Annotated in this window: 11 protein-coding genes; 9 read left to right on the top strand and 2 right to left on the bottom strand. The window is 64.9% G+C overall.

From position 1 onward, the window contains the following. Nucleotides 1–103: 103 nt before the first annotated feature. The 3 genes from ACQP1T_RS25945 (at nucleotide 104) to ACQP1T_RS25935 (ending at nucleotide 2,996) form a co-directional block, all read left to right on the top strand. Nucleotides 104–1,048: an alpha/beta hydrolase gene (locus ACQP1T_RS25945; RefSeq protein ID WP_433755693.1), complete on the top strand. Its 945-nt coding sequence runs from the start codon at nucleotides 104–106 to the stop codon at nucleotides 1,046–1,048. 201 nt (nucleotides 1,049–1,249) lie between these two features. Next, nucleotides 1,250–1,483 carry a hypothetical protein gene (locus tag ACQP1T_RS25940; protein WP_433755692.1) on the top strand — a complete coding sequence of 78 codons (234 nt, stop codon included), beginning with the start codon at nucleotides 1,250–1,252 and terminating at the stop codon, nucleotides 1,481–1,483. A gap of 628 nt (nucleotides 1,484–2,111) precedes the next feature. Beyond that, on the top strand, nucleotides 2,112–2,996 hold the full coding sequence (locus ACQP1T_RS25935; RefSeq protein ID WP_433755691.1) for a PaaX family transcriptional regulator: 885 nt from the start codon (nucleotides 2,112–2,114) through the stop codon (nucleotides 2,994–2,996). A gap of 106 nt (nucleotides 2,997–3,102) precedes the next feature. Here ACQP1T_RS25935 and ACQP1T_RS25930 read toward each other — a convergent pair whose 3' ends face one another. Next, nucleotides 3,103–3,282 (bottom strand): hypothetical protein, encoded by a 180-nt coding sequence (locus ACQP1T_RS25930; protein ID WP_433755690.1) that lies wholly within the window; start codon nucleotides 3,280–3,282, stop codon nucleotides 3,103–3,105. Between the two features lies 1 nt (nucleotide 3,283). Then, nucleotides 3,284–5,071 (bottom strand): feruloyl-CoA synthase, encoded by a 1,788-nt coding sequence (locus ACQP1T_RS25925; RefSeq protein ID WP_433755689.1) that lies wholly within the window; start codon nucleotides 5,069–5,071, stop codon nucleotides 3,284–3,286. Nucleotides 5,072–5,168: 97 nt separating this feature from the next. On the opposite strand from ACQP1T_RS25925, the gene ACQP1T_RS25920 reads away from it, so the two are divergent. From ACQP1T_RS25920 to ACQP1T_RS25895, 6 genes are all read left to right on the top strand, one after another. After that, nucleotides 5,169–6,335, top strand: coding sequence for a thiolase family protein (locus ACQP1T_RS25920; RefSeq protein WP_433755688.1), 1,167 nt, complete (start codon nucleotides 5,169–5,171; stop codon nucleotides 6,333–6,335). A gap of 75 nt (nucleotides 6,336–6,410) precedes the next feature. After that, nucleotides 6,411–7,379 carry an AraC family transcriptional regulator gene (locus ACQP1T_RS25915; protein ID WP_433755687.1) on the top strand — a complete coding sequence of 323 codons (969 nt, stop codon included), beginning with the start codon at nucleotides 6,411–6,413 and terminating at the stop codon, nucleotides 7,377–7,379. Between the two features lie 96 nt (nucleotides 7,380–7,475). Then, a complete protein-coding gene (locus tag ACQP1T_RS25910; protein WP_433755686.1) occupies nucleotides 7,476–9,452 on the top strand; it encodes a hydantoinase/oxoprolinase family protein in 1,977 nt (658 codons plus the stop codon). 1 nt (nucleotide 9,453) lies between these two features. After that, nucleotides 9,454–9,828 (top strand): acetone carboxylase subunit gamma, encoded by a 375-nt coding sequence (locus tag ACQP1T_RS25905; RefSeq protein ID WP_433755685.1) that lies wholly within the window; start codon nucleotides 9,454–9,456, stop codon nucleotides 9,826–9,828. Next, nucleotides 9,825–12,005, top strand: coding sequence for a hydantoinase/oxoprolinase family protein (locus ACQP1T_RS25900; protein ID WP_433755684.1), 2,181 nt, complete (start codon nucleotides 9,825–9,827; stop codon nucleotides 12,003–12,005). The genes ACQP1T_RS25905 and ACQP1T_RS25900 overlap by 4 nt, the downstream gene beginning before the upstream one ends. Beyond that, nucleotides 12,002–14,053 (top strand): hydantoinase B/oxoprolinase family protein, encoded by a 2,052-nt coding sequence (locus tag ACQP1T_RS25895; RefSeq protein WP_433755683.1) that lies wholly within the window; start codon nucleotides 12,002–12,004, stop codon nucleotides 14,051–14,053. The genes ACQP1T_RS25900 and ACQP1T_RS25895 overlap by 4 nt, the downstream gene beginning before the upstream one ends. Nucleotides 14,054–14,159: the final 106 nt, after the last annotated feature.

The raw sequence follows: 14,159 nt of genomic DNA, 5'->3' as shown, positions 1-14,159 counted from the left end.
TGCAACATCAGACAGTTTCTGTGCGACCCGGTGCGGAAATTGTCAAAAATAATGTGCACGCACGGTCAAGCGCCGGATGGCGTCGACGTGGTGTGCTCGAAACATGGAAACTGCACGTGAAGATGTTGATTTCACTGCCAGCAGCGGCGCGACGCTGCGCGGCTGGTTCTACCCGCAGGCGGACACTGCGCCGTGTGTCGTTCTACAGCACGGCTTCTCGGGTGTGAAGGAATTCCACCTGGACCTCTACGCGGAGCGATTCAGCGCCGCCGGGCTGGCGTGTCTGGTCTATGACCACCCCGGTTTCGGAGGCAGCGACGCCGCTCCTGGTACGCCACGACAGGAAGTTGATCCGTGGCAGCAGATCCGCCACATTCAGGATGCGATCACCTACGCTCAGTGCCGCGACGAGGTCGACGCTGACTGGATCGGACTGTGGGGATCGAGCTACGGAGGCGCTCATGCGTACGTGACCGCGGCCATCGACCGTCGGGTCAAGGCAGTCGTGTCGCAGGTGCCGGTGATCTCCGGTTCCCGTACGTTCGAGTCTTTGGTGCCGATCGGCGCACGGGCACACGCGGACGCCCTCTTCGCTGCTGACCGCCAGGCCCGCATGCAGGGACAGGACCCCATGATCATTCCCATCGTGGATGCCGATCCATTGGCCAATTGTGTTCTGCCCACTCCGGATTCCTACGAATTCTTTATCAGCACTCAGGCCGAGCGTGCCCCCGAGTGGCGCAACGAGACAACTGTGCGTTCGATGGAACTGTTCCGCGGCTACGAACCGGGAACGTACCTGCCGTATGTGTCGCCGACGCCGCTGCTGATGGTTGTGACCCCGACTGACCGTATCGCCGCCAGTGAAGTCACGCTGGCCGCCTACGAGGCCGCCGCGCAGCCGAAGAAACTCGAACTGATCGGCGGTGGCCACTTCGACGCTTACACCGGGGCGAACTTCGAAGTCGGGTCGGCCGCAGCTCTGAGCTGGTTTGTCGAGCATCTCCTGGAAAAGAAGCGTGCGAGCGCCCTTTCCCGCGCCGTCTGAAATGGCCTATAGGTTCATTGGTGTGCCGAGGTCGTGGCACGCCAATGGGCCGTGGAATTCCGTTAGGCCAGATAAATTCATATGATCAATCTCCCTCCGAGGTTCAGAATCCCCTCGGCATTAGCGCCGACGTCCGCTCGATTCTGCGGGGTGCCCAAGGGAGTAACCCGCTCGCCTGCTTCGGTACCTGGTCTGCCACGAATGCCGCCGGGGTTCATCGGCGACCTCGACGTGTACTCGATCTTGCAGGGTCGGGGCATCGCGACTTGCGTGCAGGCGTGTCCGCGAATGCTGCTCGGCTACCTTTGGCGGACCAGTCTGGATCTGCCCGAGGCGGCAAGCTTCCGGGGGCTGGTCGCCGAACGCACTGCCTGCCAGGTTCTCAACGAACTCGGCGTCCGGGCCGCCCGAATCTTGGTGGGCGCTGCGGGGTAGTCACAATTCGCAATATGCTACTAAACTATTGAGGAACGATATAGTTATAGTAGAGAATAAGAGGATGCGATCGGCTGCACGGGGTTGTGCGCCGAGTTGGAGTCCGAGCCGAAGGTTATGGTGCTCACCGGCGGCGTGGGCGGGGTTCGCCGGCGGTGCGGATATCGGCCAATTGCTGGAACGTCGATGTGAGGACGCGCTCGACGGGATCAACCTGCGGCTGTTCGAGCGAATTCGCGCCTTGCCGATGCTCACTGTGGCAGCGGTCGACGGCTGGGCGCTCGGCGGGGGTGCCGAGGAGGCGCTCCGGCTGGGCTTGTTGATCGAGGTGGCCGAGCCCGAGTTGTTGTTCGCCGCTGCCGACGCGATTGTCGGTCGCATGCTGCGCGGTTCCGCGATGGCATTGCGTTTGACCAGCTGGCGGTGGATGCGCCCGCTGCCGCGCACCCGCAGGTGGATCTGTTGGCCCAGGCCGCGTTGTTCGAGGATGCGGAGAAGTTCGAGCGGATGTCGGCGTTTGTCAATCGCAAGCGGGCGTAACTTCATAGCCGTGTCCGGGAGCGGGGCGTCGGGGGAGCGGGTGCGACACTTCTAGCTTGGAAATGTCGGAGGTGAGGGAGGGCCGAGCGTGGCCAGTGCACCAAAGGACGTTGAGAAGACCGCTGAGCGCAACGGCGGCGTGCCTACGGTGAGCAGGCGACGCGAGGTCGGCGAGGGTAGTGCGCGGTCGTTGTTGATGACTATTCTGGGTGAGTTCGCCCTGCCCTTCGGCGAACCGGTGTGGACGGCGACATTGGTGCGGGTGCTGAGCATGGCTGGCGTCGAAGAGAAATCGGCACGCCAGTCGCTGGCGCGCACGGCGGCCGAAGGATGGATCGAGTCCGATCGCGTCGGTCGCAGGGTGCGCTGGACGCTGACCGAGGCCGGGCGGCGGCTATTAGTCGAAGGTGCGCACCGGATTTACGCGTTCGGCTCCGGCGAGCAGTCGTGGAATGGCCGCTGGCTCGTCGTGCTGATCTCGATTCCCGAGTCGATGCGCGGTCTGCGGCATAAGTTGCGTACCCAGTTCAGCTGGGCCGGTTTCGGTTCCCCGTCGCCGGGCGTGTGGATCACACCCCACATCCCCGCCGAGGCCGAGGCCAAGGCGGTGCTCGAAGAACTCGAGTTGTCCGGCAAGGTGATGTCGTTCGTCGCGGAGTACGGGACGCTCGGAAACCAACGCGACATGGTCGCCGCGGCGTGGGACCTCGATGAAATCGAGCGCTACTACGAGGAATTCATCGGCGAGTTTGCGAATCTGTCACCTAGCTCCTCCGATGAGGTGCTGGTCGCGCAGATTCGGCTGGTGCACGAATGGCGGCGGTTTCCCTTCCTGGATCCCCAATTGCCGCGATTGTTGTTACCGCCGGAGTGGAGCGGCACGGCGGCGACCAAGCTATTCGAGGACAAGCACACGGCATGGCGGGACACCGCACGTCGCCGCTGGAGCGAGCTGGCGGTCGAGGACCACTGAATCCGGCGGATAAGGAGGCTCATTCGGCGGGTATGACGAAACTCTTCGACCCGTCCAGGGTTGGAATACATGTTTATACCCGAATCGCGCAGGAACTCAATCGAAGTCAAGTCGAATCCGTCGCGTGATTCAGCGACCCCAGCGTCCGTGCGGTTCGCGTGGGCCCCATCTTGGTGAGCCCGTGTTGCAATGCGACAAGGACGCCGGGAATTCCCGCGGCATAGGTTTTGGCTGGACCGACTTCGACGCGCTCGCCGACTTCGTCCGCGCTGTACTCCGCTGTCATCTCAGCGTGCTGTCGATGCTTCTCGGCAAATCGTTCGTTCGGAGGGGATCGCAGCGCACACCTCGGCGACCAAATGGGCCCGGTTTTCCCGTACGGCTCGTTGGTTGATGTAGCCCTTGTCGGTGATCTCGCCCGCGTCGAGTTCGGGCGGGCCGGTGAGCAGGAGCAGGCGTTCCACGCGCTGCGAGGAACCGCTGCCCGCCGCCAATCGGGCCAGGCCATCGGCCAGTTCGGCCCGCAGGTTGTGGTCGGGGACTCCGTCCGCGCCGACTCGACCGGCGTGGTCGGGATGCGTCCAGGCCAGTGCCGCGACGAACTCGCCGTCTTGACCGCAGATCACCGCATCCTGCAGCAGTCCGGCACACGCCGAAAGCAGCTTCGGTCGTAAGGTACCGACGTTCACGAAGGTGCCGGTGGAGAGTTTGAAGTTTTCCGCGATCCGGCCGCCGAACAGCAGCCCTTGATCAGGCTCGGCGGGGTCCACCATGGACACCAGATCGCCGGTCCGCAGGAACCCCTCCGCGTCGAACGAGTCGGTGTACAGGTCGGGTCGGCGATAGAACCCGGGTGTCACATTGGGGCCGCGCACCAGCAGTTCGTATTTCGCGCCGACGGGAAGAAGCTTGGCTTCCACACCGGGCAGTGGCACCCCGATCGAGTCGCTGCGACTCACCGAGAAGTGCGTGGTCGTCGCGGCGGGGGCGGTTTCGGTCATGCCCCATGACGTGGTCATCCGGATCGATGAGCCATGCTGCGCGGCAAGCGATTCCAACCGATCCCACAACTCTTGCGGCAGGGCCGCCGCCGCGAAGAACGCGATACGCAGGTGCGCGAAGAACAGCTTCGCGGCCGCTGGGTCACGTTCCAGGATCGGCACCAGAGCCGCGTAGCCCGCCGGGACATTGAAGTACACGGTCGGTTGCACGTCGGCGAGGTTGTCAATGGTCCTGGCGATCAGATCCGGGGTCGGGCGGCCGGTGTCGATCCACAGGCTGCCGTGGTTGACGAGCACCATACCGACGTTGTGGTTGCCGCCGAAGGTATGACTCCAGGGCAGCCAGTCCAGCAGGACCGGCGGCTCGGTGGTGAGGAACGGCCACACCTGCCGCATCTGCTGCTGGTTCGCCGCGAGCATCCGGTGGGTGTTGATCACGCCCTTCGGTGTGCCGGTGGACCCGGACGTAAACATGATCTTGGCGGTCGTTTCCGCGCCGACGCCGGCGAACGCCCTGTTCACCGCCATGGTGGGTTCGGCCTCGATGTCGGCCAACGGGATGCAGCCGGCCTCGGCGGAGCCGATCAACACTGATTCCGCGCCAATCGCGCGCACCGCGGCGGCGTAGTTGGCGTCCTCGGCGAAAACGGCCGCCGGTTCGCAGGTCTGCGCAATGGCGCGCAGCTTGGCATGGTCGGTGCTCTGCAGGGAGTAGGCGACACTGGTCGGCACCACCGGGCTCCCGATCGTGTACGCCGCCAGTGTCAGCAGCAAATTCGAGATGCTGTTGCGAGACAGGATCAGAATCGGCCGCCCCGCCACACCGCGATCGAGCAGGCCCTGGGCGATCCGGTCGACGCGTGTCCGGGCATGCCTCCAGGTGCACACATTCCATCCCCCATCGGCCGGTTCGGCCACCAGGGTGCGATCGGGATGCGCGATCGATCCGGCGCGGAACGCATGCAGGACAGTCGGCGGATGGGGCTCCAGGGGTTGTCTCGACGACAGCACCACGGTGTCGTCGGGGCGGTGCTCGGCGGTGATGGCGGGGCTGGCAAAGAAGCGGTCGGACATCTCGATATCCCGTCGAATGTGGTCTACGGCACGCCCAATATTCTACAGTAATAAATACTTAGTCAAGCGACATGTAGATTGATGATTGGAGATTCCGATGAATCCAGCCATACCCCTCGGTGCAGCGTGGACCTCGCCGTTCGCCAAGTGGGGCGGCGCGTTGTCCGAGGTGAGCAGCCTGGAACTGGCCGCCGCGGTGACGAGGGCCGCTCTCGAAGCGCGCGGGTTGGATCCCGCTGAATTGGGCTCGCTGGTGCTGGGCACTACAATCCCGCAGCCCGAGGCCTTCTACGGCGCCCCGAGCCTCGCGGCCGCGATAGGTGCACCGGGAATCTCCGGTCCGATGGTTGCCCAGGCCTGCGCGACGTCGGTACTGGCATTGCGGGTTGCCGCGGAAGGTATCCGAACTGGTTCGGCCACAACGACTCTGGCCGTGCTGACCGACCGCACTAGCAATGGGCCCCTCTTGGTGTATCCCCGGCCGGGAGCCGGCGGTGGCGCGCCGGGCACCGAGAACTGGGTGCTCGATTCGTTCGCTCGGGACCCCGGGACCGGGCAATCGATGCTGGCTACCGCCGAAGCTGTGGCCCGGGAGGAAGGCATCGAACGCGCCGAGCTCGACGACGTCACCGCACTGCGGTACAGCCAGTACGCGGGCCGCCCGATGGGTGCGGATCATCTGGTCCCCGTCGTGATCGAAAGCCGCCGCGCGGCAATCAAATTGACCGATGATGAAGGTGTGCAGTCCTCCACCCGCGAGCAGTTGGGGGCGCTGCGTCCGGCGGCTCCCAACGGTCTGCACAGCTACGGCGCCCAGACTCATCCAGCCGACGGTGCCGCGGGTGCGATCGTGACCAGCCCGGATCGAGCTCGTGAGCTCGCCGCGGGCGCGGGCATCGTCGAGTTGCTGGGGTTCGGTCAGGCACGAGTGGAGGCAGCACGGATGCCTCAGGCTCCGGTGCCGGCCGCGCGGCGCGCGCTCGAGGCGGCCGGTCTGGCGATCTCCGATGTCGACCTGGTGACGACGCACAACCCGTTCGCCGTCAACGACGTCTACTTCGCTCGACAGACCGGATTTTCGCTCGAACGGATGAATATCGACGGCTGCAGTTTGGTGTTCGGTCATCCGCAGGCGCCGACCGGGCTGCGGTCGATCGTTGAGCTGATCGCGGCGTTGCGTCGCCGCGGCGGTGGCATCGGCCTCTTCACCGGATGTGCGGCCGGTGACGTGGGGGCCGCGGTTGTCATTCGAGTTACCGACTGATTGGGCTTGACCATCATGTTCATACCCAATGGTTTGTGTTGTTAGTAGGGTCATTGGTGGAAGTTGGAGAAGACCATGGGCGATCTGTTCGATACGCGGTCGAGACCTGACCGCGAGCGGATGGAGTTCTGGCTCGACACGGTGTGCCGACAGTTCTTCCCCGTTGCGATCGACCCGCGTCACGACGCGAAGCCGCAGGCAGCGATGCGCTGCGGCCGGTTCGGCGACGTCGGCATGCGCAAGGTGTTCGGTGGTGATCACATCTATGTTCGTACCGAGCGGGAGGTCAAACGGGGCGATCCCGATACCGTGCAGATCGGGATGCCGATGCGCGGGTCCTCGATCCTGATCCAGGACGGGCGGGAGGCGGTGCTCGACGGCGGCGACATGGTGATCTACGACAGCGCTCGCCCCTTCACGCTCGTTATGGAGGACCATTTCGAGTGGCAGGTCTTCCTCATCCCCAAAGCGAAAGTCGGCAAGTCCGATGCCGAGCTGTCCACGATCACCGCACGCAGGCTGGACAGCTCGGCGGGGTTATCCGCGGTCGTCTCGCATTTCCTCAGTGATATAGGTGCGCACGCGGGCGAGCTGGACGAGGCCGGTGCGGCCGCCTCGGTGGGCAACACCGCAGCCGATCTGGTGCTGACTCTCATCGGCGCCGCACTCGGTCGCGCCTATGCCGGCGACAATCCGACCGCGATATTGCGGGAGGCGGCGCTGGCGTTCATGGAGCGTGAGCACGCCGATTCCGGATTGGATCCGGCGACCGTCGCGGCGGCGGTCTGTGTGTCGGTGCGGCGGCTGCACGCGGCGTTCGAGGGCACAGGCGCGACCGTGATGGACACATTGCGTGACATCCGGCTGTCGGCGATCCGCCGGGATCTGCAGGATTCTCGCTTGGCGCACTTGGCGATTCAGCAGATCGCGGCCGCGCACGGTATCCCGAACGCCACGGTCTTCGCACGCCTGTTCCGCGCCGCGTTCGGTTGCAGCCCACGCGTTTTCCGGGCGGGCACCACGGGCGGAATGCCCGCCGTTTAGCCGACGAATCGACTCTCCGCGCAGAAAAGTCCACTGGCAGTGCCGGAACCGGCTGATCTTATTGATGCGGATAGTGCATGTGAGCATGCTCACTCCATGCCACAGGTTGTGGCATGGATCACCGAGATAACGGTCGGTGATGCACTGTCCGATTGGAGCCAAGTACCGATGTACAACGTAGACATCGACACCGGCGGCACCATGACCGACGGACTGGTGAGCGGAAGCGACAGAGTCGTTTCGCTCAAAGTGGAGACCACTCCACACGATATGACCGTCGCATTCATGAACATTCTCGAGGCCGCCCGCGCCGCCTTCGAATACTCCGACCTGCGCTCCCTGCTGCAGGATGTGGAGGTAATTCGTTGGTCGTCGACCATCACCTCCAACGTGCTCGCACAGCGGACCGGCCCGAAGCTGGGGCTGCTCGTGTCGGCCGGCCACGAGAAGGACCTCTACAACGAGGAGGCGGCCGCCACCGTCGTGGGCTCGTTGATCTCGGCCGAGGATATTTCCGGAATAGCCGACAACGCCTCCGAAAGCGAGGTCCGCAAGGCCATCAAGGCGTTGTTGGACAAGGGAATCCGGCGCATCAACGTGAGCCTCGGAAACGCATTCCCGGACAACTCCGCGGAACTCGAGCTCATCGACATGATCTCGTCGGACTATCCGGATCATTTCCTGGGTTCCATTCCGGCACTCGGCGGCAGCGAAGTAGTGCTACGGCCGGATGCGAGCACCCGGACCATCGCATCATTGATCAACGCGTATGTGCATCCGTCACTGGCGAACACGCTGTACCGCGCCGAGGAGCAGGTCCGTGACGAGCACGGCTGGACCGGCAATGTGCTCATCGGGCATATCAACGGCGGTGTGGCACGTATCGGTAAAACGAAGGCGTTCGACACCATCGAATCCGGACCGCTGTTCGGAACGCATGCCTGTGCGCAGGCAGCCGCGAAGTATGGCGATGAGAAGGTCATCGCGATCGACGTCGGCGGGACGACCGCCAAGGCGAGCGCCGTGCGCAACGGCAGCGTCGTGCTCGAGGAGGCCGGTGACTTCTTCGGCATTCCGCTGCAGCTGGATCTCCCCATGCTGCGCTCGATCGCCCTCGGCGGCGGCAGTGTCGCGGCGGTGGCGGACGGCAAGGTCACCCTGGGGCCCGAAAGCATGGGCGCGGCCCCCGGCCCCGCCTGCTACGGCCTCGGTGGTCGCAAGGCGACCATCACCGATGCCTTCGTGGTAGCCGGATTCGTCTCCCCCACAGCATTTTTGGGTGGTAAGCGAGTGTTGTCCGTCGAGAAGGCGCGGGCGGCATTGGACAAGCATGTCGGCAACCAGCTGGGCCTGGACTCCGAACAAGCCGCCAAGGCGGTTGTCGAGGCGGCCTGGGACGCGGTGGCTCAGCTCGCCCGGGAAACAGCCGAGGAAGCGGGCTGGGATCCGGCCGAAACCACGATCTACGCCTACGGCGGCAACGGCCCGCTGTTCGTGACCGCGGTGGCCGAGCGACTGGGCGCGACGACCGCGCGGTTCTTCCGCTACGGAAGTGTCTACTCCGCCTTCGGATCCGCACTCTCGGACGTGGTGCACGTCTACGAATCGGCACTGGTCGACGACATCGCTCACGAGAACGTCTTCGACCAGCTCGCCGTCGAGGCGCAACGCGATCTGCGCGGTGAGGGCTTCGACGCCGACAAGGCCACGCTGACATGGGAGTTACGTTCTGGTTGCGGCTCCGTCCGCGGCGTCGCCGAGCGGCCGGGCGCACTGGCCGCCGATTTGGGTGATGTGGCGACCCTGGTCAAGCTCTCCGCGAGCTTCCCTCTCCCACGACTGGAACAGCCTGCGATGCAAGGCAAACCGCTCGCGGCCGAGCATCCCACCCGGGAATCGGTGTACGGGCGCAACGGACGGCTGACGGCGTATTCGGGCGACGAAGCGGTCGCTGTCGAAATTCCGGGACCACTGCTCGTCGACGGTGGGTCCTACACCTGGCTCGTCACCGGCGGCTGGAACCTGGCCTGTGACCGACACGGTGACGCTCTGCTCACCAGGAAGGCGGTGTGACATGACGTTGCTCCGTTTCGCCGAATACGTCGACGTCGATCTCGACGCCGAACGCTGGCAGTGCCACAGCTGCGGCACAGATCTCGGCAGCGCACGCGAGGACTACAAGCGCGGACTGCTGGTAGCCGAACGCGACCCCGCCGAAATCCATCCGAAGCGGCTCGACGGCGAATTCACCTTCGCCCCGAACGGCGACTGGATTCGGATCGTCGAGTTCTACTGCCCGAAGTGCGGGCGCCAGGTGGAGTCCGAGTACCTGCCGCAGGGACATCCGCTGACCCGCGACACCGAATTGGATATCGACTCGATCAAAGAGCGGCTGGCAGCGGGCCGGTCGCGCATCAACGACGAAGGCAAGCTGGAGGTTGCGCGGTGAAAGCCATCGACATCGACGTGGGCGGCACGTTCACCGACCTCGTTCTGACCTGGGACGAGAAGCGAGTGGTCGCGAAATCGCCGACGACCCCGTACGACCTGTCCGTGGGTTTCCTCAACGTGCTCAACGCTGGTGCGGGGCAGTTGGAAATGGCCCTGGACGATGTGCTGCCGCAGATCGAGATCGTGCGGTACTCGACCACGGTCGCGATGAACCGCCTGATCGAGCGCAAGGGTCCCCGGCTCGGATTGCTCACCACCGAAGGACATGAGGACGCGATCCTGATCGGACGCGGCGCACAGTGGACCGACGGCACGCGGGTCAGCGAGCGTCGCAATCTTGCGGTGCAGCACAAGCCGAAACCTCTGATCGATCGTGACATGATCGCGGGCGTACGCGAGCGCATCGACTCGACCGGAAAAGTGTTGCGGCCCTTGGACGAGGACGATGTGCGGGCCAAACTGCGCCAGCTCGTCGACAATGGCGCTCGCGCGATCGCGGTGTCGTTGCTGTGGTCTTTTCAGAACCCGGCACACGAGCGATTGGTCCGCAAGATCATTCGCGAGGAGTACAAGGGCTACCACGTCGGCTACCTGCCGGTCGTGCTCTCCCATGAAGTCGTTGGCAAGGTCGGCGAATACGAGCGCACCATGACCGCGGTGCTCGACGCCTACCTGCAGACGAGCATCAAGTTCGAGCTGGAAACGACGTGGGACCAGCTGCGCAATCACGGGTACCGGGGCACGTTCCTGCTGACCCACAACACCGGCGGCAGCGCGGAGATCTTCAAGACCACCGCCAGCCGCACCTTCAACGGCGGACCGGTGTCGGGTTTGATGGGCTGTTTCCACATCGGCAAGGCACTGGGCTATCCGAATGTGATCGCCGCGGATGTGGGTGGCACCAGTTTCGACACCGGTATGGTCGTCGACGCTTCTGTCCGCTCGTATGAATTCCGGCCGATCATCGACCGGTGGATGGTGGGCATCTCGATGCTGCAGACCACCACCATGGGCGCGGGCGGCGGATCCATCGCATCGATCAATGAGCTGCTCGGCGGACGCCTCGAGGTCGGCCCGCGCAGTGCGGGTTCATATCCGGGACCGGTCTGTTACGACCTGGGCGGCACCGAACCGACGGTCACCGATGCCGATGTCGTGCTCGGCTACATCGCCCCGGACGGGTATTTCGGCGGCAAGATGCCGCTGAGCAAGGAGAAGGCCGTCGAGGCGGTTCGCACGAAAATCGCCGAGCCCCTCGGTGTTTCAGTGGAGGAAGCGGCCGCACTCATCCGTCGCGTAGTCGAGGAGAACATGGCCTCGGCGATCAAACGCGAGGTGCATCTGCGCGGCTATCACCCAGAAGACTTCGCGCTGTTCGCCTTCGGCGGCGGCGGCCCGACCCATGTGGCCGGCTTCCGAGCCGAGGTGCCGCAGGCAGTCATCTTCCCGCAGGCGCCGGTCTTCTCCGCGCTCGGCAGCTCGGTCATGGACATCATGCACGTCTATGAGGAGAGCGGCCGCATGCCCTTCATGCAGCCGGTCACCCAGCAGATCGTGCTCGACCGCGACGCCTTCAACGCCAAGGTGAACGCCTTGCGGGACAAGGCCCTCAAGGATCTCGAGGCGGAGGGGCTGGACCAGCGTGAGACGGTGTTCACCGTCGAACTGGACATGCTCTACGGCGGTCTGGTTCAGGTGAAACGTGTTGCCTCGCCGCTGATCACGATCGACAGCGAGCAGGACGCGCAAGTGGTCTACGACGCCTTCGAGAAGGAGTTCGCCGAGTCGTTCTCCCCGTTCGTGGTCAACAAGCCCGGCGGCGTCTTCATCGACGGCATCGTGCTCAAGGCCACCGTGATCACCGAGAAGATGGATCTGCCGGTCTATCCACTGGTCGGCGAGGACCCGTCGGCGGCGGTCACCGGTAGTCGTTCCGCGTACTGGCCGCAACTCGGCAAGTCCGTGGACACCACCGTCTACTCGTTCGACGGCCTGCTGCCCGGCAATGTCGTCGACGGTCCGGGCATCGTCGAGATGGAGTTCTCGACCGTCGTGGTCCCGCCGGGGGACCAGCTGCGCATCGACGAGCACGGGCTCGGCCTCCTCGAGGACGCCGGGTTCCACCGTGCCGACCCACCTATCGAAGGCACTAGGGAAATGGAGCTGACGCAATGAGTTACCCGTCGCTCGAGGAGAAACTGGCGGCGCTCAAGGTGACGCCGGCTACCGACCACGAAAGGCAGTGCGCTGCCACGCTGCCACCCGGCAGCTACGAGATCGCGGTCCAGCGCACCGCGGATGTCCTCGACGAGGGATACGAGATCTTCATGCGCTCGTCCCGCTCGTCCATGGGCGTCGCGGGCGACTCGATCGTGGCCATGTTCAACGCCCACGGCGACCTCGTGAACGCCTCCGCCGGAACGTATTTGCACGCGGTGATCCCACCGATCGTCATAAAATACATCCTGTCGCGGCACGCGGAGAACCCCGGCATCAACGACGGCGATATCTGGTACACCAATGACGCCCTCTACGGCGGCATCCACAACCCGGACCAGGTCGCGATCATGCCGGTGTTCTTCGAGGGTGAGCTGGTGGCCTGGACGGCGGCGCTGTCGCACACCACCGAGACCGGTGCGATCGAGCCTGGCGGCATGCCGCTCTCGGCCACCTCGCGGTTCGACGAGGGCATGAACCTGCCGCCGATGCGGGTAGGCCAGAACTTCCGGATCAACGACGACATCCTGGAGATGTTCGCCGCCTTCGGTATTCGCGCCGAGGCGAATGTCACCGTCGACATGCGTGCCAGGGCGACCACCGCCGACCGGGTCCGCGTGCGCCTGCTCGAGATGTTCGAGCGGGTGGGCAAGGACTTCATGACCGGCCTGTTCCGCCGCATGCTCGACGAAGCCGAGTCCGGTGCGCGGACCCGCATCGCCGGGTGGGCGGACGGCACCTACCGCTGTGTCACCTTCAGCGACGCGGCGGGCCTGGAGGCGGGTCTGATGCGCAACTGCGCAATGACCTTCACCAAGAAGGCCGACACGATCACCGTCGACTTCACCGGCACCAGCCCGGAGAACCCGTCGAGCTACAACGCGCACCCGCAGGCGGTGATCGGGCATCTGGCGAATTACATCTACGAGTACGTCTTCCACGACCTGCCGATCAGCTCGGCGACATTCGCACCGCTGAGCTTCGTGTTCCCGGCCAATTCGATGCTGTCGCCGGATGCCCGCGCGGCCACGTCGAACGCGGTCATGGCGGCCACCGGTGCGATGAGCGCCATCGCCAACTGTGTCAGTCGGTCCCGCTACGCCTCCGACGACTGGGAGCAGGTGGCTGCCAGCCAGGGCAACGGCGGCAACGCCTCCGTGCTGGCCGGCGTCAGCCAGTGGGGCGCCAACTTTGCGGACATGATCGCCTACCCGATCAATACCGAGGGGCAAGGCGCGCGAGCGACCCAGGACGGCATGGACGCATACGGCTTCCCCTGGTGTGCCTTCGGCCGCGCCCCCGACGTGGAAAGCATGGAAAACGAGTTCCCCATGCTGATTCCGCTCTCCTCGCACTGGCGTGATTCCGGCGGCGCGGGCAAGTACCGCGGCGGCGTCGGCACCGCCCAGCTGTGGGTCGCGCATCACGCTCCGATGGTGTTCGCCATGGCGATCGCGGACAACTCCCGGGTGCAGACGCCGCAACCGTTGTTCGGCGGCTACTCACAGCCGACCGTGCCGGGGATCGTGCTCGCCGACGTCAACGTCACCGAGGCGATGGCCTCACTGGAGTCGGGCGAACTCACCCTCGAGGCTCTGCTCGACGGCTCGTTCGGCGGTCATCCCGTCGCGGGCACCTACGGCAGCGCCATCCACCCGGTCATGAACGGCGAGACCGTCATCATCGGATTCTCCACCGGCGGAACGGGATACGGCGATCCGCTGGACCGTGATCCGGAGGCGGTGGAACGCGACGTGACCAAGAACCTGGTCTCCGAGCAATTCGCCCATGACATCTATGGTGTCGTGCTCGACCAGCACGGCCAGCTCGACGCCGCCGCGACCGCGAACCGGCGCGCCGAACTCCTCGGGCAGCGGCTCGGCCGCGGCAAGCCCTACGACGAGTTCGTGGCGGACTGGTCGCAGCGCAAGCCGGACGAAGCGATCCTGAACCGCTTCGGTTCCTGGCCGGACGGCGCTGTGCTCGAGCCCCTGATGCGCCCGTAGCCGGTCGCCCCACACGCCCGTGCGAGGCGCGGACCCACCCTTATCCATCACAGCGCCTCGCACGGCTCTCAACTCCACCCGCTCGAAGGATTAGTATGTCGACGAA

It is taken from the genome of Nocardia sp. CA-135398 (assembly GCF_050955845.1).
In the GTDB taxonomy this organism is placed as follows: domain Bacteria; phylum Actinomycetota; class Actinomycetes; order Mycobacteriales; family Mycobacteriaceae; genus Nocardia.
The sequence above is the reverse complement of the archived record's forward strand: the minus strand, read 5'-3'. Positions and strand labels throughout refer to the sequence as shown.